The following is a 22941-nucleotide window of genomic DNA, read 5'->3' as shown; positions in this document are numbered from 1 at the left end:
CGCGTCGTCCGATGCTGACTAGGGTGGGCTCGGGGAGGTGCGGCGAGCATGGTGGAGCTGAGCGGCGACGCGCGGGCCGGACTGGAGGCGGTGGTGCCCGGCGGGGTGGCCACCCGGGCGGCGGACCGGCTCCGGCTGGCCCACGACGCGTCGCACTACCTGCTGCACCCGAGCGCGGTGGTCACGCCGGCCGACGCCGACCAGGTCGCCGCCCTGCTGCGGCACAGCCGCCGCACCGGCACCCCGCTGACGTTCCGTTCCGGCGGCACCAGCCTCAGCGGCCAGGCGGTCACCGACCGGCTGCTCGTCGACACCCGGCGGCACTTCCGCGACCTCGACGTCCTCGACGACGGCCGGCGGGTGCGGGTGCAGCCCGGGGTGGTGCTGCGGCAGGTCAACGCCCGCCTCGCCCCGTACGGCCGCAAGCTCGGCCCGGACCCGGCCAGCGAGTCCGCCTGCACCGTCGGCGGGGTGGTCGCCAACAACTCCAGCGGGATGACCTGCGGCACCGAGTTCAACACCTACCGGACGCTGGAGTCGCTGCTGCTGGTGCTGCCCAGCGGCACCGTGCTCGACACCGGCGCCGCGGACGCCGACGCCCGGCTGCGCGCCGCCGAACCGGACCTGCACGCCGGCCTGCTGCGGCTGCGCGACCGGGTCCGCGGCAACCCCGACTCGGTGCGCCGGATCCGCGCCCAGTACGCCATGAAGAACACCATGGGGTACGGGGTGAACGCCTTCCTCGACCACGACGACCCCGCGGACCTGCTCACCCGGCTGGTGGTGGGCAGCGAGGGCACCCTCGCCTTCGTGGCGGCGGCGACCTTCCGCACCGTACCCGTGCACCGGCACGCCGCGACCGGCCTGCTGGTCTTCGACACCCTGGCCGCGGCGATGGCCGCCATGCCGGCGCTGGTGGCCGCCGGGCCGGCGGCGATCGAGCTGCTCGACGCGGCCGCCCTGCGCGTCGCCCAGGGCGACCCGAGGGCGGACGCCGCGCTGCGCGGCCTGGCCGTGCGCGACCACGCGGCGCTGCTTGTCGAGTGGCAGGAGTCCGACCCGGAGGCGCTGGCCGAGCGCGTCGCCGCCGCCCGGCCCGTGCTGGCCGACCTGCCGCTGACCACCCCGGCCCGGCTCAGCGGCGAGGCCGCCGCCCGCGCCGCGCTCTGGCACATCCGCAAGGGCCTGTACGCGGCGGTGGCCGGCGCCCGCCCGTCCGGCACCACCGCGCTGCTGGAGGACATCGCCGTCCCGGTCGAGGCCCTCGCCGACACCTGCGCCGCGCTCGCCGGCCTCTTCGACCGGCACCGGTACGAGGAGAGCGTCATCTTCGGCCACGCCAAGGACGGCAACCTGCACTTCATGCTGAACGAGCGGTTCGCGGTCGGGGTGGCCCCGGACCGCTACGCCGACTTCACCGAGGAGATGGTCGACCTGGTGCTCGGCCACGGCGGCACGCTCAAGGCCGAGCACGGCACCGGCCGGGTGATGGCCCCCTACGTGCGCCGCCAGTTCGGCGACGAGCTGTACGCGGTGATGCGCGAGGTCAAGACGCTCTGCGACCCGGACGGCGTGCTGAACCCGGGTGTGCTGCTCAGCGACGACCCGCAGATCCACATGCGGCACCTGAAGACCGTGCCGACCGTGGAGGAGGAGGTGGACCGCTGCGTCGAGTGCGGCTACTGCGAGCCGGTCTGCCCGAGCCGCGACCTCACCACCACCCCCCGGCAGCGGATCGTGCTGCGCCGGGAGATCGCCGCCGCCCGCGCCGCCGGCGACCCGGCCCTGGCCGGGGAACTGGAGGACGCCTACGACTACGACGCGGTGGACACCTGCGCCGTGGACGGCATGTGCGCCACCGCCTGCCCGGTCCTCATCAACACCGGCGACCTCGTGAAGCGGCTGCGGGCCGACCGCAACGGCGGGGCCGCGCAGGCCGGCTGGCGGGGCGCCGCTCGCCGCTGGGGCGCCACCACCCGGGGCATGGCCCGCGGGCTGGACCTGGCCGGCGCGCTGCCGCCCGCGCTGCCCGAGGCGGCCACCCGGGCCGCCCGCGCGGTCCTCGGCGCCGAACGGGTCCCGCAGTGGCAGCGTGACCTGCCCCGGGGTGGCCGGACGCGCCGGCCCCACCCGGTCGGCGAGCCGGACGCCGTCTTCGTGCCGTCCTGCCTCGGCACGCTGTTCGCCCCGGCCGAGGGCGGCTCCGGCGTGGCCGCCGCCCTGCTCACCCTCGCCGACCGGGCCGGCGTACGCCTGCTCGTGCCCGACGGGATCGCGAGCATGTGCTGCGGCACCCCCTGGTCGTCCAAGGGCCTCACGGCCGGCTACGAGGCGGTACGCGACCGGGTGCCGCCGGCGCTGCGCGCGGCCAGCCGCGACGGCGCGCTGCCGGTGGTCAGCGACGCCGCCTCCTGCACCGAGGGCTTCACGAAGCTGCTCGCCGGGGCCGGCGACCTGCGGGTGGTCGACGCCGTCGGGTACGCGGCCGGCGAGCTGCTGCCCCGGCTCACCGTGCGCCGCCGGCTCGGCTCCCTGGCGCTGCACCCGACCTGCTCGTCGACCCGGCTCGGGCTGGACGACGCGCTGCTCACCGTGGCGTCGGCGATCGCCGACGAGGTGGTGGTGCCGGAGGGTTGGCAGTGCTGCGGCTTCGCGGGTGACCGGGGGCTGCTGCACCCGGAGCTGACCGCGTCGGCCACCCGCGCCGAGGCCGCCGCCGTCACCACCCGCGCGTTCGACGGGTACGCCTCGGTGAACCGCACCTGCGAGATCGGCATGGCCCGGGCCACCGGGCAGCCCTACCGCCACCTGCTCGAACTGCTGGCCGACGCGACCGCCTGACCGGGGCGGGTAGCATCCCGCGACGTGCTGCGTAGTTGGTGGATGGCCGGCGTGATGCTGGTGGTCGGGGTGCTCGTCGCGGTCGGCGCGGAGACCCGGGCGCTGGCCGTCGTCGAGTTCCTGGTCTTCGCTGTGCTGACGGTGCTCTTCTCGCCGCTGGCGTTCCCGCGGTCGCTGACCGCCGCCGAGGCGCGGGAGCGCAGCGCGCGCGACGGGCGGCCGGTGGTCTACTGGCGGCCCGGCTGCCGCTACTGCCTGCGCCTGCGCCTGCGGCTGGGTCACCGCGCCGGGCGGGCGTACTGGGTGAACATCTGGCGCGACCCCGACGGGGCGGCGGCGGTCCGGGCGGTCACCGGCGGAGATGAGACGGTCCCGACCGTGGTGCTGCCCGGCGAGGCCGTGGTGAACCCGGAGCCGGCCTGGCTGCGCGAACGCCTGCCGGCCTGACGGAGGGCCGCGTCCAGGTGGTGTGACCTCGCCGGGCGGGCGGAGACGACCCGCGGCCGGAGGGCAGACTGGTGCCGTGGACGGGATGCGGGAACTGCTCGGGGTGGACGTGCCGGTGGTGGCGGCGCCGATGGCCGGTGGGCCGACCACCACGGGGCTGGCGACGGCGGTGGGCGCGGCCGGAGCGTTCGCGTTCCTGGCCGCCGGCTACAAGACGCCCGAGGCGGTGGCGGCCGAGGTCACCGAGCTGCGCGCAGCCGGCCGGCCGTTCGGGCTGAACGTCTTCGCGCCCACCCCGGTGCCGGTGGCGGAGGCGGAGTTCCGCCGCTACGCGACCCGGATCGCCGCCGAGGGCACGCCCTACGGCCTCGACCTGGCGGCCGCCGCGCGCACCGAGGACGATGACCACTGGGCGGCGAAACTCGACCTGCTGCGCGCCGAGCCGGTGCCGGTGGTCAGCTTCACCTTCGGCCTGCCGCCGGCGCCCGTGGTCCGGGACCTGCGGCGGGCCGGCACCCGGGTGCTGGTCACGGTGACCGACCCGGCCGAGGCGGCGGCCGCGGCCGACCTCGGGGTGGACGGGCTGGTCGCGCAGAGCGGCGCCGCCGGCGGGCACCTGGGCACCTTCACCCCGGACGCCCCACCGCCGCCGCGCCCGCTGCCCGAGCTGGTCGCACTGGTCGCCGGCCGGACCGGGTTGCCCGTGCTCGGCGCGGGCGGGATCGGCGGTCCCGGTGACGTCCGGGCCGCCCTCGCCGCCGGCGCCACCGGCGTGCTGGCCGGCACGCTGCTGCTGCGGGCCGACGAGGCCGGCACCGGCCGGACCCACCGGGACGCGCTGGCCGACCCGCTGCGGGACCGGACGGTGGTCACCCGCGCCTTCACCGGCCGCCCGGCCCGCGGGCTGCGCAACGACTTCATCGACCGGCACGAGGCGGCCGCCCCGCTCGGCTACCCGGCGCTGCATCACCTCACCCGGCCGCTGCGCGTCGCCGCCGCCGGGGCGGGGGACGCCGACCGGCTGCACCTATGGGCCGGCACGGGCTGGCGCGGCGCCCGGGACGCCCCGGTCGCCGACATCCTCGCGGACCTGACCCGCACCCGCTGACCAGCCCGCCCGTCACCCGCCCCGCCCGCGGCCTGCGCCGCGCTGCTTCGCCGCCTCCCGCCGCGCCCGACACCGGCGGTCCCGCGTCCGCCGGGTCCGGGACGGGTGGTGGTGGCGGCGTCGATCTCCGGGCGGGGAGGGTGCGGACGGGTCTACGGTGCGAGAGAGAGGGGGCCGGGTGCCGTCGGCGGGGGAGGTGGGTGCGATGTCCGCAGCGCCGTCGGCGCGACCGCTGTCCGGTCGGGTCGCCGTGGTCACCGGCGCGGCGCGCGGCATCGGCCGGGCCGCCGCCGTGGCGCTCGCCGAGGCCGGCGCGGAGGTCGCCGGGGTCGACGTGGCCGGGCCCGTGAGCCCGATCCTCGACTTCCCGCCGGCGAGCCCCGAGGACCTGGCCGAGACCGGCCGGCGGGTCACCGCAGCCGGGGCGCGCTGGTCCGCGCACGTCGCCGACCAGCGGGACATCGGGGCGGTACGCACGGCGGCCGCGGCGGTCGAGCGCGAGCACGGCGGCGTCGACGTGCTGTTCGCCAACGCCGGCATCCAGGCGTTCAAGCCCCTGCTGAACATGGCCGACCCGGACTGGCACGACCAGATCGACGTCAACCTCACCGGCACCGCCAACGTGCTGCGGGTCTTCGCCCCGCTGTTGGTCCGCCGCGGCGGCGGGCGGATCGTCGTCACGTCCTCCACCCAGGGGCACCACGGCACGACGAACGGTGCGGCCTACTCGGCGTCGAAGTGGGGGCTCATCGGGCTGGTCAAGTCGGCGGCGCTGGAACTGGGAGCACACGGGATCACGGTGAACGCGGTGATCCCCGGCCTGGTCGACACCGCCCTGACCCGCCACCCGGACCGTTACGCGCAGGCCATCGTCGAGGGCGGGAAGACGCCGTCCGGGGACCCGGCCACCGACGAGCGGAGCGCGGTCGAGGCGCTGCGGGCGAAGACCCCGCTGGGCGTGCCGTGGGTGCAGCCGGAGGACGTCGCGCCGCTGGTGGTGTTCCTCGCCTCGGACGGCGCGCGGATGGTCAGCGGCACCTCGTTCGCCGCCACGGCCGGCGACAGCGCCCACGTGACGGCCTGACCGGCCGGCGCGGCCGGGAGCCGCCGGGCAGCGGCTCCCGACCACGATGCGGTCAGCCGGCGACGAGGGCCAGGTAGCGCTCGGCGGCGTCCGGGGTCAGGAACCAGTCCCGGAAGTCGTTCGGGTCGCCGAAGCCGTTGGCGAACCGCCGGGCCACCACCGGGTTGCCGGCGGCGGCCCCGAGCACCTGCTGCACGTGCGGCGGCAACGGTTGCAGCATGGCGTTCGTCCAGCCCGTGACGGCCTCGCCGGTCCCGGCCCAGAAACGTTCGAAGGTCCGCGTCATCCAGTCCCGGTCGAAGGGCCGGTCGCCGTGCTCCAGGATCGACCCCAGGTACGCGTACGCGCACTTGGCGGCCGTGTTGCTGCCCTGGCCGGTGATCGGGTCGTTGGCCACCACCACGTCGGCCATGCCCAGCACCAGCCCGCCCGAGGGCAGCTCCGCCACCGGGTGGCGCACGGTCGGCGTGTAGCGCCCGGACAGGGTGGCCCGCCCGTCGGTCAGCTCCACGTCGGCGCACCGCTCGTAGATCCACGGCGTGTAGCGGCGGGCCAGGTCCAGGGTGAGCTTCAGGTGCTCGGCCGGGTCGCGCCGCTCGGTCCACAGGTCCAGCGGCCCGCCGGGCACCGCCTCCCAGAACAGGATCTCGCAGGGTCCGGAGTGGGTCAGGGCGGGGATGACGAACAGCTCACCCAGCCCGGGCACGGCGTTGAAGCTGACGTGCGGCACCGGCAGCAGCGGGTCGGGGGTCATCCCGTGCACGTACGCCACGGCCAGCCCACGCTGCGGCGCGTCGTACACCGAGCGGGCCGGGTCGCGGTCGAAGACGCCGACCAGGTCGCCCTTGCCGGCGGCCACCACGGTCAGGTCGTAGCGGCCGAGCCGGGCCAGGCCGTCCAGGTCGCTGGTGGTCACCGTCTGGTAGAGCACCGTCCCGCCGCGCTGCTCGAACAGCCCCAGCCAGTCGGCCATCTTGATCCGCTGGTCGGTGCTCTGCGCCGGCTCGTCGAGCGGGCCGACGATGCGCAGCGCCCGCTCGCCGGGCGGCGCGGAGAGCGACACGTGCAGCCCCTCGATCCGCGGCGCGCGGTCCTGCCACAGATCCAGCCCGTAGCGGCGTTCGGTGGCGAGCGCGGGACCGAACATGGCCTGGGTGCTCATCACCCAACCCCGCCGGATCTCGTCGGGCGTCCGGGCCGACATCACCGTGACGTCGTACCCCTCGGCCTGCAGGCTCAGGGCGAGCTGGAGCCCGGACTGTCCGGCCCCGACGATCAGGATTCTGCGCATGGTTCCTCCAGGGGTTGGGCTATCGCGCCGCGAGCGCGCCGGCGGCGGGCCGGGGGGTGCGGGACATGGCGTGTTCCACGACCGTGAGCAGCGCCCGCGCCACCGACGACGGGTCGCGGGCGTCGCAGGCGGTCAGGGGTACGTGGGCCGGCAGCGCGAGCGCGGCGCGGACGTCCTCGAGCGGGTGGTGCAGCACCCCGTCGAAAAGGTTCACGCAGACCACGAAGGGCACGTCGCTGTCCTGCTCGAAGTAGTTGACCGCCGGGAACGAGGCACCCAGGTCGCGGGTGTCGGCGAGCACCAGCGCGCCGACCGCGCCGCGGCACAGGTCGTCCCACATGGGCCAGAACCGGGGCTGGCCGGGTGTGCCGAACAGGTAGAGCACCAGGTCGGGTCCGATGGTGAGCCGCCCGAAGTCCATGGCCACGGTGGTGGTCGTCTTGTCGATGCCGGGGTCCAGCCGGTCGACGGTCTCGCTGGCCGCCGTCATCCACGCCTCGGTGTTGATCGGCGGGATCTCCGAGATGGACCCGACGCAGGTGGTCTTGCCGACCCCGAAGCCGCCGGCGATGACGATCTTCGCCGAGGTCAGCAGCGGGCTGTCAGGCAAGTTCGCGGAGGCCATCGCGCAGTCTCTCCAGGAGGCGGAAGTCGACGTTGTGGTGGTCGTTGTGCACCAGCAGCCGGTCGGTGGCGGCCAGGTCGTCGACGACGACCCGGGTGACCCCCAGCGAGATGCCGCACACCGCGGAGAGTTCGGCCACCGAGCGGGCCGCCCGGCGGGCCTGCTCGTAGAGCGAGCGGGCCTCGGGCAGCAGCCCGGCGGCGAACACGGCGTCGTAGTAGGGCACCGACACCAGGGTGTGCACCAGCAGCGGCTGCCGGGTGCGGGTGCGGCCGGCGGTCAGCACGTACGGCCGGACCTTCCAGTACCTCATCTGCATGGTCGTCGTCCTCCGGCCGTCAGCGGGCCTGCGCGGCGGTCATCCGGTGCAGCTCGTGCCGGACGGCCGGCGTGAGGGCGTGCCACACGGCGCCGACGAACTGCGTCATCCGGTACGAGACGACCCGCAGGTCGCAGCCGGGCGCGGCGGCCACCGCCAGGCCCGCGGACTCGCCCACCCGCATGAAGAGCAGGTGCCCGCGGGGCAGCCGGACGGTCAGGTACTCGGCGGAACCCAGCTCCAGCAGGGCGGCGCTGCGGTCGGCCATGCTGAGCAGGCCGGCGGTCAGCGCGGCGAGCTGGTCGCCCAGGTCGCGGCCGACGCCGCGCGAGGCGGCGAGCTGCAGGCCGTCCAGCGACACCAGCATGGCGTGGTTGACCCCGGGCACGTCGTCGACGAACTGCCGGATCAGCCAGGCGCAGTCGGGCAGCCCGTTGCCCGTGCCGGTTCCCGGGTACGCGTGGTTCATGGCTGCCGTCCTTCGTGGTCGGTGGGGGTCCGGGCGTCGCTGACGCCGGCCGCGAAGGCGGCCGTCTCGTCCGGCCACGCCTCGGGCGGGGAGCTCCCCGCGTCGGGGTCGGCGGGGGGTCGGGGCGCCGGAACCTGGTCGCGGACGCTCTCGGGCACCCGTCGGGGCAGTCCGGCGGTGGCCGGCCGGTCGCCGCCGGGTCCGTCGAGGGTGGTGAGCCGGACGGTCGGCCCGTTGGTGCCGTCGTGGGTCGCGGCCATCGGCGTACTCCAGGGTTCGGTCCCGCGCCGGCCGGGTGGCCAGGCCGGCGGTGGCGCGGGCGCGGCGGTGGCCGGCTCCGGGGCGGGGATCTCGCAGAGCAGCGCGCCGGGGACGGCCACGGAGGCCGTGGTCCCGCCGGCGGGCCGGGTGGTGAGGGTGACCCGCAGCTGGTGGGCGACGGCCAGGTGGGCCACCACGGCGAGCCCGAGGTGGGCCGTGGGGTCGAGGGTGACCGGGGTGGCCGGCCGGCCGCTGAGCAGCGCGTTGAGCTGGCCGAGGTGGTCGGGGTGCAGCCCCACGCCGGCGTCCTCGACCCGCAGCAGGACGCCGCCGTCCTCCGTGACGAACGCCGACACGGTCACGGCCGCGGTGGGCGGGGAGAACCGGGTGGCGTTGTCGAGCAGCTCGGTGAGGACGCGGATCACGTCGTCGGCGGCGAACTCGACCACCGCCAGCTCGACGACGTGCCCCACCCGGATGCGCGGGTAGTGCTCGACCGCGGAGGCGGCGGCGCGGACCACGTCGACGAGCGGGACGGTCTGGGGATCGGCGTCCTCGACCCGGCGGCCCAGCAGCACCTGGAGGTTCTCCGCGTGCCGCCGGATCCGGGTGTTCGCGTGGTCGATGCGGTAGAGACGTTCCAGGCGTTCCGGGTCCTGCTCGTCGGCCTCGACGGCCTCCAGGTGGGCGCCCATCTGGTACGCCGCGGCGAGGATCCGCAGGGCGAACTGGTCGCAGATGGCGGGCCAAGGTCCGGGCCCCGGGGCCTCCCGGGGTGGCGGTTCGGGTGTCTTTGGTGGCGCGACGTCCCACCGGGCGACGGTGGGATCGAGCCAGCGGGCCGCCCGTTGCCGCCAGGTGGCCCGCGGTGGGGTGGTGTCCGCGCTTCTCACGAAAGAACCGACCTGTCCATGATTTTCGGCTCTGGCATGGTGCAGCAGTCAATCACCCGGTGTGCGCCAATTGCAACGTTGGAGGGCAGATTGGTGAGCTTGTCACACTCCGGTCGCCGCGCTGTCACGGTGGTGTGATCGGTCCCGGGTCACAAAACGCAACAGCCGGACGGCGGATTTCTCCCGGCGGGTCGGCCGGCCGTGGGGCGGCGGGCGGCGTACGGCATGATCATGGAAACGGCGTGACGCGGGAGGGGACGGGCGGATGACGGTGGAGGTGCCGCGCGGCGGCCGGGTGCTCTTCATCGGCGACAGCATCACCGACGCCGGCCGGGACCGGTCCTGCGGCGACGACCTCGGCACCGGGTACGCCATGATGGCCTCCGCCTGGTTCACCGCCCGCCACCCCGGCCACCGGGCCACCTTCCTCAACCGCGGGATCAGCGGCGACCGGGTACGTGACCTGCGGGCCCGCTGGGAGGACGACTGCCTGGCCCTCGCCCCGCAGGTGGTGTCGGTGCTGATCGGCATCAACGACACCTGGCGGCGCTACACCCGCGACGACCCGACCAGCGCCGCCGACTTCGCCCGCGACTACCGGCACCTGCTCGAGGCCACCCGGCCGCTGGACGCCCGGCTGGTCCTCGTCGAGCCCTTCCTGGTCCCGCTGGACGACGCCCAGCGCGCGTGGCGGGAGGACCTGGACCCGAAGGTGGAGGTGGTCCGCACGCTCGCCGCCGAGTTCGGCGCGACCCTGGTGGCGGTGGACGAGCTGTTCCAGGGCGCCGGCGTGGACGGTCGCGTCTGGACCCGCGACGGGGTGCACCCGACCCCGTTCGGTCACGCGCTGATCGCCCAGGCCTGGCTGCGGGCGGTCAGCCCGCCGGCCTGAACCGCTCATCGACGCCGATCGTGGTTAGGCTCGGCGGATGCATCGCTCCCGGCTGTACGCCCTGATCCTCGACGCGCCCCGCGACGCCGCCGCCCCGGCGGTCGACTTCTGGTCCGCGGCGCTCGGCGCGCCGACCCGTACCGACCCGGCCGAACCGCAGTTCACCGGCCTCGCCGGGGTGGTGCCCGGACTGGTCACCGCCGTCCAGTCGGTGGACGACGCGCCCCGGCACCACCTGGACATCGAGACCGACGACGTGACCGCCGAGGTGGACCGGCTGGTCCGCCTCGGCGCCACCCCGGTCTCCCGCTGGCTCGACTGCCACGTGCTGCGGGCGCCGGGCGGTCACCTGCTCTGCGTGATTCCGGTGGCCAGCGACCCGGAGCTGTTCGCCGCGACGGCCACCCGGTGGGACTGACGGCCGGGCCCCGGGGGTGTCGCCGCCCGTCCTCCGGGTAAGCGCCCGGGATGAAGTTCCTCATCGCCGCGGCCGACACCGGCACCTACGGGTTCACCCTGCTCGGCGACGACGGCCAGGTCATCGCCACCGGCCGGCAGTACCCCGACAAGGCCGCCGCCCTCGGGGTCGTCGCGGACATGATGCGCGAGATCGGTGACGCCGAGATCGAGGAGCGGACCGAGCCGGCGGAGCGGGCCGCGACGCCGCCCAGCCGGACGGTCGACGGGGAACCCGACCTGGCCCGGATCGGGCGGTCCGGCATCCCGCCCGTCTGACCGCCGGGCGCTCAGGCGTCCAGGGTCCGGGCGGCCAACTCGTCCAGGACCGCCCGGACGTCCCCGTCGGTGTCGGCCAGGATCCGCCGCTGCCGGGTCGCCCCGTTGCCCTCGCGGCGCAGCCGGTCGAGCTGCCGGGTCACCAGGTCCAGGTCCCCGTACCCGGCCAGCGCGGGAGTCACGGTGGCGACCAGGTCGTCGATCAGCTCCCAGGCCGGCCGGGACCCGCCGGCGCGCAGGTCCACCAGGTCTCCGTCCACCCCGTCGTGCGCGGCGCGCCAGTGCGCGGCGGCCACCAGGCAGTCCCGGATCCGCGGCGCGGGCCGGCCAGCCCGCACGTCCTCGACCGTCGTGGCGACCAGCGCCCGCAGCAGGGCGGCGACCAGCACGGTGTCGTCGACCGTCGGGCAGACGTCGCCCACCCGGACCTCCACCGTGGGGTAGGCGACGGACGGGCGGGCGTACCAGTAGACCATCTGGGGGTCCAGCATGATGCCGGCGTCGACGAGGTCCCGCACCGTCCGGTCGTAGTCGGCGGCGGACTCGAAGTGCGGCGTCGGCCCGACGCTCGGCCAGCGGTCGAACTGGATGGCGCGCCAGCTCGCGTGCCCGGTGTCCCGCCCGTCGTGCAGGGGCGAGTTGGCGGTCAGCGCCTGCACCACGGGCAGCCAGGGCCGCAGATGGTTGCAGACCTGCACGGCGAGTTCCCGGTCCGGCACCCCGACGTGGACGTGGCACCCGCAGACCGCCGGGTCGTGCGCCACCGGCCCGAACCGGTGCGACATGGCCCGGTAGCGGTCCTTGTCCGGCACCGAGCGGTGCGGTTCGCACACCGGCGTCGCGGCGACCGCCACCAGCCGGGCCCCCGCCGCCTCGGCCGCCCGGGCCGCGGCCCGGCGGAGCACCACCAGGTGCTCCCGCAGCTCGGCCAGGTCGGTGCAGACCGGCGTCACCATCTCGACCATGCTGTGCCGGAACTCCTGCCGGCTCTGCTCCCGGCTCGGGCCGGAGAGCGTGGCGAGCACCCGGTCCGCCACCGGCAGGCTCTGCCCGGTCACCCGGTCCAGGAGAAGGTACTCCTCCTCCACGCCAAGCGTGCAGACCGCCGGGACGGGGGCCACAGGCTCACCTCCGGTTGCGGCGGGCACGCGGCGCGGCGGACGCGTGCCGGCGTGCCGCGCGGGGCAGGGCACGACCGGCGCACCGGAGGGTGCACCTGTCGCCTCACCTCACGGTACGTTCCGTCCCCGGAACCCGGCGGCTGTTCGCCCTGATCACCGCCACGGCCGACGCGGCGGTCCGGTCAGGCGGCGCGGACGGCGAGCCGCTCGGCGCCGCCGGCCGGCGCCTCGTCGGTGGACCACCCGGTCGACGGGTCCGGGCCCGGCTCGGTGGTCGTGCCGGCGGGCGCCGGCGCGGGACGCGGCATCCGGGCGGCGCGCAGCCCCTCCTGCGCGTTCTCCCAGGCGGCGCACGGCCAGGCGGCGCCGACGCAGCTCGGGCTGACGCAGACCTGCTCGTCGTCGGGCTGGTGGGCGTCGGCCACCGCCGCGGAGAGACCCCACAGCAGCGGATCGGTGACCTCGGCCGGACGTTCGGCGCGGTCGGTACTGGTTTCGGACATGGTCAGGTCCCCCCTCGTTGAGCCGCCCCACTGTTTCCAGAACTCCCGCACGGCAAACCTGGTCACGCCGGATCTTCTCCGCTGGCCCGCGCCCGGTCCGGCGGCATAGGGTGACGGACGTGGCGAGGTACTACGACCTGCACCCCGACAATCCCCAGCCCCGGGTGCTCCGGCAGGTCGTGGACCTGCTGCGCGGCGACGGCCTGATCGCCTACCCGACGGACTCCTGCTACGCCCTCGGCTGCCAGCTGGGCAACCGTGGCGGCGTCGAGCGGATCCGTGAGATCCGCCGACTCGACGAGCGGCACCCGTTCACCCTGGTGTGCCGCGACTTCGCGCAGCTCGGCCAGTTCGTCAAGCTCAGCAACGCGGTCTTCCGCCAGGTCAAGGCGGCCATCCCGGGCAGTTACACGTTCATCCTGCCGGCCACCTCCGAGGTGCCCCGGCGCCTTCAGGACCCGCGGCGGCGGGCCGTCGGGGTCCGCGTACCGAAGCACACGGTGACCCAGGCGCTGCTGGCCGAGCTCGGCGAGCCGCTGCTCTCCAGCACCCTGCTGCTCCCCGGCGAGGAGGAGCCGCTGACCCAGGGCTGGGAGATCAAGGAGCGGCTCGACCACCTGGTCGACGCCGTGGTCGACGCGGGGGACTGCGGCCTGGAGCCGACCACCGTGGTCGACCTGACCGGGCCGGAGCCGGAGATCCTGCGCCGCGGGGCCGGGGACCCGTCCCGCTTCGAGTAGCGATCGGCCGTTCCAGCCCGTCGCGGCCCGGCGGTGCGGCACCGTGGGATCCGGCGGACGGTGACGGGGGTACGGCGTGAGCGCACTCGTGCTGATCACGGTGCTCGGCGCCACCGTGCTCGTCGGCACCACCATCGGCGGCCGGTACAGCGTCGCGCCGCCCGTGCTGCTCATCGCGATGGGCGCAGGGCTGGGCCTGCTGCCGATGTTCGACAACGTGATCCTCGAACCCGAGGTGGTGCTGCTGCTCTTCCTCCCGGCGATCCTCTACCGGGAGAGCCTGGTCATCAGCCTCCGCGAGATCCGGGCCAATCTCGTGGTGATCGCCCTGCTCGCTGTCGCGCTGGTGATCCTCACGATGGTCGCCGTCGCGTACGTGGCCCAGGCCCTCGGCGTCGAGCCGGCGGCCGCCTGGGTGCTCGGCGCGGTGCTCGCGCCCACCGACGCCGCCGCCGTGGCCGGCCTGGCCAAGCGGATGCCCCGCGGCATCCTGACCACGCTGCGCACGGAGAGCCTTGTCAACGACGGCACGGCGCTGGTGCTCTTCTCGGTGGCCGTCGGGGTGATCGCCGGTGGGAGAGTGCCCAACGCGCTGGAGCTGAGCGGCCAGTTCATCGGCAAGGCGCTCGGGGGGATCCTCGCGGGTCTGCTCGTCGGCGGCGTGGTCGTCCTGATCCGCAAGCACGTCGACGACCCGATGCGCGAGGGTGGGCTGAGCATCCTCACCCCCTTCGTCGCCTTCCTGCTCGCCGACGCGGTGCACGCCAGCGGGGTGCTCGGGGTCGTGGTGGCCGGCCTGCTGCTCTCGTACGCGGGACCCCGGGTGATCCGGGCCCGCTCCCGGCTCACCGCGTACGCGTTCTGGGACCTCTCCACCTTCATGATCAACGGCAGCCTCTTCGTGCTGCTCGGCACGCAGGTGCCCCGGTCGCTGCGCAGCATCACGAGCCACTCGCCGCTGGAGTCGTTCGGCATCGCGGTGGTGGTCGTCCTGGTCGTGGTGGCCACCCGGATGATCTGGGTGCAGGTGGCGGTGGCCGGGTTGCAGGGCATCGACCGCCGGGAGTCCCGCCGGGCCCGCCGCTTCGACGCCCGGGTGCGCGCCGCGGCCGGCTGGGCCGGGTTCCGCGGCGCGGTCTCACTCGCCGCCGCCCTCGCCGTGCCGGTCACCGCGCACGACGGGTCCCCGGTGCACGAGCGCGACCTGATCATCTTCGTCACCGTGGTGGTGATCGTGCTGATCATGCTGGTGCAGGGCACCACCCTGCCGGCCGTGGTCTCCTGGGCCCGCCTCATGGGCGACCGGGAGAGGGAGCACGAGGTGCGCTGGGCCCGGATCCGGGCCACCGAGGCCGCCCTGGCGGCGCTGCCCCAGGTCGCCGCGGAACTCGGCGCCGACTCGGACACCGTGGACCGGCTCCGCGCCGACTACCAGGGCCACCTCGCGGACGTCCGCTCCCCGCGCAGCGACGAGGCCGACGAGGAGCGGGAGATGACCCGGCGGTTGCGCCTCGGCGTGCTGGACCGCAAGCGGCAGGAGGTCACCCGGCTGCGCAACAGCAATCAGATCGACGACGTGGTCCTGCGGGAGATCCAGTCGGCCATCGACATCGAGGAGATCCGGCTGCTGGGCCCGGAACCGGAGGACTGAGCGCCGGCCGCCGGACGGCGGGGTGGCCCGGCGCGGCGGCGCCGCGCCGGGCCCCGGACGGTCAGCCCGCGGTGCAGGTCGGGGCGCCGGAGGGGGCGGTGCCCGTGCCCTGGAAACCGAACTCGGTGCTGCCGCCCGCGCCGACCTGGCCGTTGTAGGCCACGTTGCGGAAGGTCAGCGCGCCGCTGGTGCCGCTCGGCTGCGCGTTCCAGGTGTTGGTCAGGCTCGCGCCGGCCGGCAGCGTCAGCCCGACGGCCCACCCGTTGAGCGCGGTGGCGCCGGCGGTGATCCGGACGGTGGTGACGAAGCCGCCCTGCCACTGGTTCGTGGTGAGCGACGCGGTGCAGCCGTTGCCCGACGGCGGCGGGGTGGTCGGCGGGTTGCTGGTGGGCGGCGGCGTCGTCGGGGTGGTGGGCGGCGGGGTGGTGCCGCCCGCGTTCAGCGCGTCGAGCACCGCCGTGTACGCCGGCTTCTTGTTGCCGCTGCCGTCGAAGAGCAGCGGGGTGCCGCTGGCCCGCCACGAGTCGCTGTCCCGGATGCCCCACACCGTGATGCCGGTGCAGCGGGACACGGCCAGACAGTCCCGGACGACGTTGCCGTAGGTGGTGGCCTGGATGCTGCCGGAGCCCTCGATGTCCAGCTCGGTGATCTGCACGTCCACGCCGAGGGCGGCGAAGTTCTGCAGGGTGGTGCGGTAGTTGCTCGGGTACGGCGAGCCGCTGTTGAAGTGCGACTGCAGGCCGACGCAGTCGATCGGCACGCCACGTGCCTTGAAGTCCTTGACCATGTTGTACACGGCCTGCGTCTTTTCCCAGGTCCAGTTGTCGGTGTTGTAGTCGTTGTAGCAGAGCTTCGCGGCCGGGTCGGCGGCCCGGGCGGTGCGGAACGCCACCTCGATCCAGTCGTTGCCGGTGCGCTGGAGGTTGGAGTCCCGGCGGCCGCCGCCGCTGTCGGCGAACGCCTCGTTCACCACGTCCCAGGCGTAGATCTTGCCCTGGTAGTGGGTGGCGACCTGGGTGATGTGGTTGACCATCGCCTGCCGCAGGGCGGTGCCGGACAGATTCTGCGCCCAGCCCGGCTGCTGGGAGTGCCAGGCCAGGGCGTGGCCGCGGACCCGCATGCCGTTGGCCTGGGCGTGGCTGACGATCCGGTCGGCGTTGGTGTAGTTGAACTGGCCCTGGGACGGCTCGGTGGCGTCCCACTTCATCTCGTTCTCGGGGGTCACCATGTTGAACTCGCGGTTCAGGATGCCGACGTACGTGGCGTCCGACAGCTTGTTCGCGGCGACCGCGGTGCCGAAGTAACGGCCCTTCTCGGCGGCCGACGCGCCGAGGGTGGTTCCGGCGCTGGCGCTGGTCGCCACCGCCACCGTCGCGGCGATCATCGCGGCGCCGGCCATCATCGACACCACCGCGGTCCGCGGGCGCGACCGGGCTGCCGCGCTCATGCTCCCGCTGCCGCGGGCGAGCACCTTGTCCATCTGGAAGCCTCTCCTAGCCGTATCGGTGTGGACAGCCCGCCCCGACCACTGCCCGCCACGGTGGTCGGCTCGGTGCGCGGCCGCCCGGAGGCCGCGCGGGTGGGGAGGGGTCTCCCCGCCACCGTGAGTTGATCGAAGCGAATCTCTGGAGCGAGACTACCGGAACGGTTCCGAAAACTTAACAACGTCGATGGGGATGTGTTCTCCAGTGCGGGCTCGGTGGCGTGCGGACCTGACGCGCACGGAGGTTCCGAAAGTTCCAGACCCGGTTGAACCGGGGGTCGCCGGGGTGGATGCTGGACAGGCATCGACATCCGACGATGGATGAGGCATCCCGCATGCGCCGATCGCTCGCCGTCCTCGCCGTGGCCACGCTGCTCGCCGGCGCCCCGACCGCCGCCCGGGCCGGCGCCGCCCCGGAATCCACGCCCACCGGGCTCGCCGCGGTGCGTACCGCCGGCACCGCGTAGGGGATCGACCCGGCCAGTGGCCGGATGACGCTCACCGTCGATGACACCGTCACCGGCGTCGACCTCGCCGCGCTGCGGCGCACCGCGGCACGGGCCGGCGCGGTGCTCCGCCACGAACCCGGCCGGTTGCGCACCCTGATCGCGGGCGGGCAGGCGATCTACGGCGGGGGAGGCCGCTGCTCGTGGTCCGCTACACCGGCACGGTCGCCCACCCCAGCGCCGTGTACACCTATCCCGGCCAGGTGACCATCAGCGGCGCCGGCACCGCGTACGTGGGCCAGGCGGTCTGCCGCAGCGGCGCCACCACGGGCGTGCGGTGCGGCTCCGTCACCGGCCTGAACCAGACCGTCAACTACGCCGAGGGCGCGGTGTCCGGGCTGATCCGCACCAACATCTGCGCGGAACCGGGGGACAGCGGCGGCCCGCTCTACGTGGCGTCGACCGGCACGGTCATCGGGATCCTCTCCGGCGGCAGCGGCAACTGCACCTCCGGGGGCACCAGCTACTACCAGCCGATCACGGAGATCCTCGCCGCGTACGGCCTCACCATTCCCTGAGCGCGCCGGGCGGGGCGCCGAGAGCGTTCCCCGCCCGGCCCGTCCGGTCAGCCGGCGCAGTTGTTGTTGCGCGCCGGCTGGGTGAGCTTCTCCTGCGTGCCGAACTTCGCGTACAGCCGCAGGTAGCACGGCAGCTCGACGTCGCCGTAGTAGCTGACGACCTGGTTGTCGTAGTGCGTCGTGCCGCTCTCGGTGACCTGCCAGCCGCCGCCGTCGCCGGACTGGATCTCCCAGTAGACGTCGCCGGAGCAGCCCTCCAGGCCCCGGGCCCAGGCGATGATGTTGGCCCCGTTGTAGATCTCGGACTGCACCAGGGTGCAGGCCGCCGCCTGCGCCGGTGCGGCACCGACGAACAGTCCCGCCGCCAGCAACGCCCCCGCACCGACCGCCGACATCAGCTTGCGCATGGTCCGACCCCTCCACGGTGGATAGTCGATCACTTCCTTCGGAGGGTAGCCGCCCACGCAAAGAAGCTTCAATATCGAAGGCGCTGATTGTTGGAAATTTTCAGGGCTTGAGCACCACCTTCAGGCAGTCGTCCTGCTTGTTCTTGAAGATGTCGTAGCCGTGCGGCGCGTCGCCGAGGCCCATGGTGTGGGTGATGATGAAGCTCGGGTCGATCTCGCCCTTGCGGATGCGCTCCAGCAGCGGGCGCATGTAGCGCTGCACGTGGGCCTGCCCGGAGCGCAGGGTCAGCGACCGGTTCATGAACGAGCCCATCGGGAACTTGTCGATGAACCCGCCGTACGCCCCGATCGCCGAGACGGTGCCGCCGTTGCGGCACGCCAGGATCGCCTCGCGCAGCGCGTGCGGCCGGTCGGTCTCCGCCTTCACCGCCTGCTTCGCCCGGTCGTACGCGTGCAGCGCCGCCGAGGGGTGGTGCCCCTCCATGCCGACGGCGTCGATGCAGACATCCGGCCCGCGGCCGGCGGTCATCTCGCGCAGCGTGTCCAGGACGTCGGTCTCCTCGTAGTTGATCGTGTCCGCGCCGGCCCGGTCCCGCGCGATCCGCAACCGGTACGGGAACCGGTCGATGACCACCACCTGCTCGGCGCCGAGCAGGAAGGCGCTCACCGCGGCGAACTGGCCGACCGGCCCCGCGCCCCAGACCGCCACCACGTCGCCGGGCTTGACGTCGCCCATCTCGGCGGCCATGTAACCGGTGGGCAGCACGTCGGACAGGAACAGCACCTGCTCGTCCGGCAGGTCGTCGTCGACCTTGAGCGCGCCGACGTCGGCGTACGGGACCCGGACGTACTCGGCCTGCCCGCCCGCGTACCCGCCCATCAGGTGCGAGTAGCCGAAGATCCCGGCCGGGGTGTGGCCCATGGCGGTCTCCGCGATCGCCGCGTTCGGGTTGGAGTTCTCGCAGACCGAGTAGAGGCCCCGTTGACACGAGGCGCAGTCTCCGCAGGCGATGGGGAAGCCGACGACCACCCGGTCGCCGACGCGCAGCCCGTCCCGCGCCCCCGGGCCCAGCTCGACGACCTCGCCCATGAACTCATGGCCGAGCACGTCGCCGCGCTTCATGGCCGGGATGAACCCGTCGAGCAGGTGCAGGTCGGATCCGCAGATCGCCGTCGAGGTGACCTTGACGACCGCGTCGCGCGGGTTGAGGACCGTCGGGTCCGGTACCTCCTCCACGGCCACCCGGTTCGGCGCCATCCAGCAGTTGGCCTTCATGGTGCCTCCCTCACGCGGTCCGGTGGGTCGCCAGCGGGCGCGCCGGACGCTGCTTCGCCTGGTTCTGGATGCTCGTGCCGTCGGGTGTCCCGTCCGACCGGGTCAGCTCGCCGGTCTCGATGACCTGCTTGAACCGCCGCAGGTCGTCGCAGATCTGCTGCTGCGGGTTCTCGCCGAACGCCCTCGCCACCAGCGTGCCCACCCGGCGGCCGGGCACCGCGTACTCCAGTTCCACCCGCACCTCGGTGCCGTTGCCGCCGGCGGCCTGGGTGAACCGGACGGTGCCGGAGTTGGGCACGCGGGCGCCGTCGACGGAGCGCCATCGGATGAACTCGCCGGGGCGCTCGTCGACGATCTCCGCCTCCCACGCGACGGCCCGGCCGGCCGGCGCCTTCGCCGACCAGCGGGAACGCCGCGGGCCGGTGCTGGTCACCGACTGCAGGTGGTACATGAACCGCGGCAGGTTCTCGAAGTCGTGCCAGAAGCGGTACGCCTCCTCGCGGGTGCGGTTGATCGTCACGGAGCCGTGCGCGAAGCCCTCCGGACTGACCCGCCGGTTGCGGGTGGCGCGCAGCGAGGCGTACAGGTCGACGGCGGTGATCCCGCCGAGGACGGCGAGGGTGAGACCGGCCCGCCGGCGCCGCTCGCCGCACCGGTTGCGGTACGCCTGGCCGGTCGCGGCCAGGTCCAGCACGTCACCCGCCACCCGGGTCCAGGGCCCCAGCCCCGCCCGGCGCGGCACCAGCAGCACCGCGGCGTGGCCGATCTCCCGGATCCCGGCGGCCCGCAGCATCGTCCGGGCCGTGCGCGAGTCGTCCACGCCGGCCGCCCGGGCCACCCGTGACCCGGCCGCGAGCGCGGTCACGCCGAGGCCCAGGCTGAACCAGCCCAGGAGGCGGGCCAGTCCCTCCGACCCCTGGTCCCCGGTCGCCCGCTGGATCCCGAGACCGTCGGTCACCGAGCGGGCCCCCATGGTCGTCTCTCGTGTCATCCGTCGTCACCCCGTGTCCGAGAAGGTGTCGGTGACCGGTCGAGTGGGCGGCCGGGTACCGACAGGCCGGCGTGCCTTTCCCGCTGATCCCGCCCGTACACCCCTCGGCGCCGGTCAGTCGCTCTCGGGGACGGCCATCTCGCCGAGCCGCGACCAGTCCTGCTGCGGCACGGTCGTGTTGACGATCCGGGGCGTCTCGGCCAGGTGCGGCGGAAGGGTGCGCTGGGCCTCGCGGAAGTGCGCGGACCGCACGTGCGCCGCGCCGGCGTCGTCGTCGCGGAAGGCCTCGACCAGCACGTACTCCGTCGGGTCGTCCAGGCTGCGGGACCAGTCGAACCAGAGGCAGCCCGGCTCGGCCCGGGTGGCCTCGGTGAACTCGGCGGCGATCTGCGGCCAGCGGTCGGCGTCCTCGGGCCGGACCCGGAACTTCGCGGTAATGAAGATCATGCGCTTCAGGCTACCCAGGCCGTCACCGGCTCGCGGCCGTCGCCGGTCAGCCCTTCGTGACCGGGGTGAGCAGCTCCGAGGCCCGGCGGTCGGCGAACGCGGTGACCGCCTGCTGCCCGGCGCCGAAGACGATGGCGACGCCCAGCAGGGCGGCGGTGCTGTTCACCGTGGTCTCCACCAGACCGCCGATCACCAGCATGATCCCGACGACCGCGACGAGTGGACCGATGGCCAGCTTCAGCAGGCCCTGCTGGAAGGGCAGCTTGTAGGGCAGGCCGCCGGAGCGCGAGGTGATCATCGAGGGCAGGGCGCTGATGAACGCGCCGAGCGCCCCGGCGATGAGCACGAAGAACAGCAGCCGCCAGGCCGGCACGCCGGGCGCGTCGGTCGGCGGCTTGAGCAGCTGCACGTCCCGGCTGCGCCACTGCACCAGCACCATGAGCACCTCGGCGACCAGCGCGAAGACCGACAGCCCCAGCATCCGGTTGCGCAACCGGCGCACCGACTCGTGGAACTCGTCCGACGCCGCGTGGTAGCGCAGCAGCAACGCCTGCACCTTGGCCTGGAACCGGGCCGGCGCCGCCGCGTCCGCCGACGCGTCGAAGTCGGTAAGCACCTTGTCGTCGGCCTTCAGGAACTGCGCGGCCGCGCCCTGGTACGCCGGCAGCAGGCCGAGCAGCTCCTCCGGCGTCCGCAGCCCCACCATGGCGCGTTCCACCGAGTGGATGGTCTGCCAGGCGTATTCCAGGTTGCCGCCGCGCAGCCACTCGACCACCCCGCTGCGGCCCAGCACGGACTCCACACCGGACAGCTGGACGCGCAGTGTGGCGACCCGCTCGGGGCTCGCGCCGCCGGCCTCCAGGCCGCTCAGCTGCTGGTACAGGTCGTCCAGCTTGGTGCGTACCCGCACCTGCCAGACCGCGGTGGGCACCGTGGACCCGGGCGGCGCCGGCGGTGGTGTCTCCGGTGTGGTCCCGGGTTGGGTCTCCTGGTCGATCATGGTGACTGCCCCCCAACCGGCGCAGCTCGGCGGCTGGCCTCGGGTCCAGTATCCGCAGGTCAGCGGCGATCTGGCCAGGGTGATTCGGGCAGTTGACAGCTTCCGTGCCGCAGGGGTTCCCGAGCCGTCCGGCTCGGCGGGCCGCGCCGGGCGGTGGATGCCGGAAAGGCGGCTCCGCGCCGCCGGACCGGGGGACACCGACGGCGCGTACCGGTGAGTAGCCTGGGCCGGTGACCGTCTACGCCCTCGCGCAGATCACCGTCCACGACCGGCAGCGCTACGACCGGTACGTCGCCGCCTTCCTGCCCGTCCTGGCCCGGCACGGCGGCCGGTTGCTCGCGGCCGACCCGTCCCCGCGGGTGGTCGAGGGGAGCTGGCCCCACGAGAAGGTCGTGCTCATGTCCTTCGACAACCGGGAGGACTTCGAGCGGTGGTCCACCTCGCCGGAATACCGGGAGATCTCCCGGGACCGGGAGGCCGCCACCGAGGGAGTCGTCCTCCTGCTCGACGGGATCGGTCACGCCTGGCCGGCCTGACCACCGCCCGTCACAGCCGGTGCCGCACCCACACGTTCGGCTCGACGTAGGCGGCGTGGTCGTGCGCCACGTCGACCAGCACGGGCGCCAGCGCGCCCGGCACGTGCACCGGCCCGCTGGTGTCGAACGGCAGACCGGTCCACCGCCGCCAGTCGGCGAGGGTGCCGGTGACCGCCATCGACCGGGGCGCCACCCGCTCGATCACCCCGCCGGCCCGCACGTGCACCCGCAGCCACGGGTCGACCGGCAGGCCGTCGGGGCGCACCCGCGCCGCGTACCCGCTCATCGGGAGGTCGGGGACGGCGGCCTTGCCGTTCGGGCGCACCGGCGCCACCAGGGTGTCGAAGCCCAGCCGGGCGACCGCCGCGCGCATCGCCGCCAGCATCAGGCCGGACACGCCGCCGCCGCGCCGGTCCGGCCGCACGCAGATCTCCAGCGCCGAGACCAGGTTCGGGGTGGCGCCGGTGAGCCGGCCGACGGCCGCCCGCTGGATCATCCGGTCCCAGCCGCCGTCGGGCAGCTCGTCCTCCGTCCAGCGCAACGGCACGGCGTACGCCCGGGCGACGGCGCGGCCCGGCTCGGCCGGGTCGACGGCGGCGAAGACGAACTCCGGGTAGAGGTCGTGGGCCACGCTGTAGTACACCGAGCCCATCGGGTCCCAGAGCATGAACGGTGGCCAGGCGCCGTCGAAATCCTTGTCGAGCAGCGGCGCCAGATCGGGGCGTTCGGCCAGGCTCACGATGTCCAGGGTCACGCCGGGCACGGTAGAGCGGTCACCGCCTGATCCGCACGCGCTT

24 protein-coding genes and 1 pseudogene are annotated in these 22941 nt (G+C 74.4%); 11 read left to right on the top strand and 14 right to left on the bottom strand.

Going from position 1 to position 22941, the window contains the following annotated elements; genetic code table 11:
* Positions 1–48 precede the first annotated feature (48 nt).
* The 4 genes from NFX44_RS03170 to NFX44_RS03155 all read left to right on the top strand — a co-directional run bounded on the left by NFX44_RS03170 (position 49) and on the right by NFX44_RS03155 (position 5480).
* Complete coding sequence (locus NFX44_RS03170) at positions 49–2841, top strand: FAD-binding and (Fe-S)-binding domain-containing protein (protein WP_262281946.1); 2793 nt, start codon at positions 49–51, stop codon at positions 2839–2841.
* Between the two features lie 24 nt (positions 2842–2865).
* Positions 2866–3288 (top strand): glutaredoxin domain-containing protein, encoded by a 423-nt coding sequence (locus NFX44_RS03165; protein ID WP_262281945.1) that lies wholly within the window; start codon positions 2866–2868, stop codon positions 3286–3288.
* Between the two features lie 85 nt (positions 3289–3373).
* Positions 3374–4396 (top strand): nitronate monooxygenase, encoded by a 1023-nt coding sequence (locus tag NFX44_RS03160; protein WP_262282004.1) that lies wholly within the window; start codon positions 3374–3376, stop codon positions 4394–4396.
* Between the two features lie 205 nt (positions 4397–4601).
* On the top strand, positions 4602–5480 hold the full coding sequence (locus NFX44_RS03155) for an SDR family NAD(P)-dependent oxidoreductase (RefSeq protein WP_262281944.1): 879 nt from the start codon (positions 4602–4604) through the stop codon (positions 5478–5480).
* Positions 5481–5532: 52 nt separating this feature from the next.
* On the opposite strand, the gene NFX44_RS03150 is transcribed toward NFX44_RS03155, so the two are convergent.
* The 5 genes from NFX44_RS03150 to NFX44_RS03130 are packed head-to-tail and all read right to left on the bottom strand — an operon-like array spanning position 5533 to position 9338.
* Positions 5533–6771 carry a styrene monooxygenase/indole monooxygenase family protein gene (locus NFX44_RS03150; protein ID WP_262281943.1) on the bottom strand — a complete coding sequence of 413 codons (1239 nt, stop codon included), beginning with the start codon at positions 6769–6771 and terminating at the stop codon, positions 5533–5535.
* 19 nt (positions 6772–6790) lie between these two features.
* Positions 6791–7396, bottom strand: a complete 606-nt coding sequence (locus NFX44_RS03145; RefSeq protein WP_369015315.1) for an ATP/GTP-binding protein — start codon at positions 7394–7396, stop codon at positions 6791–6793.
* Positions 7374–7715 carry a DUF742 domain-containing protein gene (locus NFX44_RS03140; protein WP_262281941.1) on the bottom strand — a complete coding sequence of 114 codons (342 nt, stop codon included), beginning with the start codon at positions 7713–7715 and terminating at the stop codon, positions 7374–7376. The genes NFX44_RS03145 and NFX44_RS03140 overlap by 23 nt, the downstream gene beginning before the upstream one ends.
* A 19-nt stretch (positions 7716–7734) precedes the next feature.
* Complete coding sequence (locus NFX44_RS03135; RefSeq protein WP_262281940.1) at positions 7735–8184, bottom strand: roadblock/LC7 domain-containing protein; 450 nt, start codon at positions 8182–8184, stop codon at positions 7735–7737.
* A complete protein-coding gene (locus tag NFX44_RS03130; RefSeq protein WP_262281939.1) occupies positions 8181–9338 on the bottom strand; it encodes a sensor histidine kinase KdpD in 1158 nt (385 codons plus the stop codon). Before NFX44_RS03130 ends, NFX44_RS03135 begins: the two co-directional genes overlap by 4 nt.
* A 265-nt stretch (positions 9339–9603) precedes the next feature.
* Between NFX44_RS03130 and NFX44_RS03125 the strand changes: the two genes are divergently transcribed.
* Genes NFX44_RS03125 through NFX44_RS03115 form a run of 3 tightly spaced genes read left to right on the top strand, consistent with a single transcriptional unit; the run spans position 9604 to position 10965 of the window.
* Positions 9604–10230, top strand: a complete 627-nt coding sequence (locus NFX44_RS03125) for an SGNH/GDSL hydrolase family protein (protein WP_262281938.1) — start codon at positions 9604–9606, stop codon at positions 10228–10230.
* A 37-nt stretch (positions 10231–10267) separates the two neighbouring features.
* On the top strand, positions 10268–10648 hold the full coding sequence (locus NFX44_RS03120) for a VOC family protein (RefSeq protein WP_262281937.1): 381 nt from the start codon (positions 10268–10270) through the stop codon (positions 10646–10648).
* Positions 10649–10698: 50 nt separating this feature from the next.
* Complete coding sequence (locus tag NFX44_RS03115) at positions 10699–10965, top strand: YegP family protein (RefSeq protein ID WP_262281936.1); 267 nt, start codon at positions 10699–10701, stop codon at positions 10963–10965.
* Between the two features lie 11 nt (positions 10966–10976).
* On the opposite strand, the gene NFX44_RS03110 is transcribed toward NFX44_RS03115, so the two are convergent.
* Complete coding sequence (locus tag NFX44_RS03110) at positions 10977–12086, bottom strand: glutamate--cysteine ligase (RefSeq protein WP_262281935.1); 1110 nt, start codon at positions 12084–12086, stop codon at positions 10977–10979.
* Positions 12087–12268: 182 nt separating this feature from the next.
* A complete protein-coding gene (locus NFX44_RS03105; RefSeq protein WP_262281934.1) occupies positions 12269–12589 on the bottom strand; it encodes a hypothetical protein in 321 nt (106 codons plus the stop codon).
* Positions 12590–12708: 119 nt separating this feature from the next.
* On the opposite strand from NFX44_RS03105, the gene NFX44_RS03100 reads away from it, so the two are divergent.
* Positions 12709–13329: an L-threonylcarbamoyladenylate synthase gene (locus NFX44_RS03100; protein WP_262281933.1), complete on the top strand. Its 621-nt coding sequence runs from the start codon at positions 12709–12711 to the stop codon at positions 13327–13329.
* A 76-nt stretch (positions 13330–13405) separates the two neighbouring features.
* Entirely contained in the window at positions 13406–14980 is a 1575-nt protein-coding gene (locus tag NFX44_RS03095; protein WP_262281932.1) for a Na+/H+ antiporter, read from the top strand.
* Positions 14981–15041: 61 nt separating this feature from the next.
* Here the strand turns inward: NFX44_RS03095 and NFX44_RS03090 are convergent, their stop codons facing one another.
* Positions 15042–16460, bottom strand: a complete 1419-nt coding sequence (locus tag NFX44_RS03090) for an endo-1,4-beta-xylanase (protein ID WP_262281931.1) — start codon at positions 16458–16460, stop codon at positions 15042–15044.
* Between the two features lie 338 nt (positions 16461–16798).
* On the opposite strand from NFX44_RS03090, the pseudogene NFX44_RS03085 reads away from it, so the two are divergent.
* A pseudogene (locus NFX44_RS03085) lies at positions 16799–17487 on the top strand (S1 family peptidase).
* A gap of 47 nt (positions 17488–17534) precedes the next feature.
* On the opposite strand, the gene NFX44_RS03080 reads toward NFX44_RS03085, so the two are convergent.
* From NFX44_RS03080 to NFX44_RS03060, 5 genes are all read right to left on the bottom strand, one after another.
* Positions 17535–17894 (bottom strand): hypothetical protein, encoded by a 360-nt coding sequence (locus tag NFX44_RS03080; protein WP_262281930.1) that lies wholly within the window; start codon positions 17892–17894, stop codon positions 17535–17537.
* 100 nt (positions 17895–17994) lie between these two features.
* Entirely contained in the window at positions 17995–19170 is a 1176-nt protein-coding gene (locus NFX44_RS03075) for a zinc-dependent alcohol dehydrogenase (protein ID WP_262281929.1), read from the bottom strand.
* Between the two features lie 10 nt (positions 19171–19180).
* Positions 19181–20161: an SRPBCC family protein gene (locus tag NFX44_RS03070; protein ID WP_262281928.1), complete on the bottom strand. Its 981-nt coding sequence runs from the start codon at positions 20159–20161 to the stop codon at positions 19181–19183.
* Positions 20162–20275: 114 nt separating this feature from the next.
* Positions 20276–20608 carry a putative quinol monooxygenase gene (locus NFX44_RS03065; RefSeq protein ID WP_262281927.1) on the bottom strand — a complete coding sequence of 111 codons (333 nt, stop codon included), beginning with the start codon at positions 20606–20608 and terminating at the stop codon, positions 20276–20278.
* Between the two features lie 46 nt (positions 20609–20654).
* Positions 20655–21608, bottom strand: coding sequence for a hypothetical protein (locus NFX44_RS03060; RefSeq protein WP_262281926.1), 954 nt, complete (start codon positions 21606–21608; stop codon positions 20655–20657).
* Between the two features lie 230 nt (positions 21609–21838).
* Here NFX44_RS03060 and NFX44_RS03055 point away from each other — a divergent pair, with 230 nt between their 5' ends.
* On the top strand, positions 21839–22144 hold the full coding sequence (locus NFX44_RS03055) for a DUF1330 domain-containing protein (RefSeq protein WP_262281925.1): 306 nt from the start codon (positions 21839–21841) through the stop codon (positions 22142–22144).
* A 10-nt stretch (positions 22145–22154) separates the two neighbouring features.
* Here the strand turns inward: NFX44_RS03055 and NFX44_RS03050 are convergent, their stop codons facing one another.
* Positions 22155–22898 (bottom strand): N-acetyltransferase, encoded by a 744-nt coding sequence (locus NFX44_RS03050; RefSeq protein WP_262281924.1) that lies wholly within the window; start codon positions 22896–22898, stop codon positions 22155–22157.
* Positions 22899–22941: the final 43 nt, after the last annotated feature.

Origin of the sequence: Micromonospora sp. MA102 (assembly GCF_025460765.1) — a bacterium.
Classification (GTDB): Bacteria; Actinomycetota; Actinomycetes; order Mycobacteriales; family Micromonosporaceae; genus Micromonospora; species Micromonospora halotolerans.
Note: the sequence above shows the minus strand (reverse complement) of the source record. Positions and strands in the feature narration are given on the sequence as shown.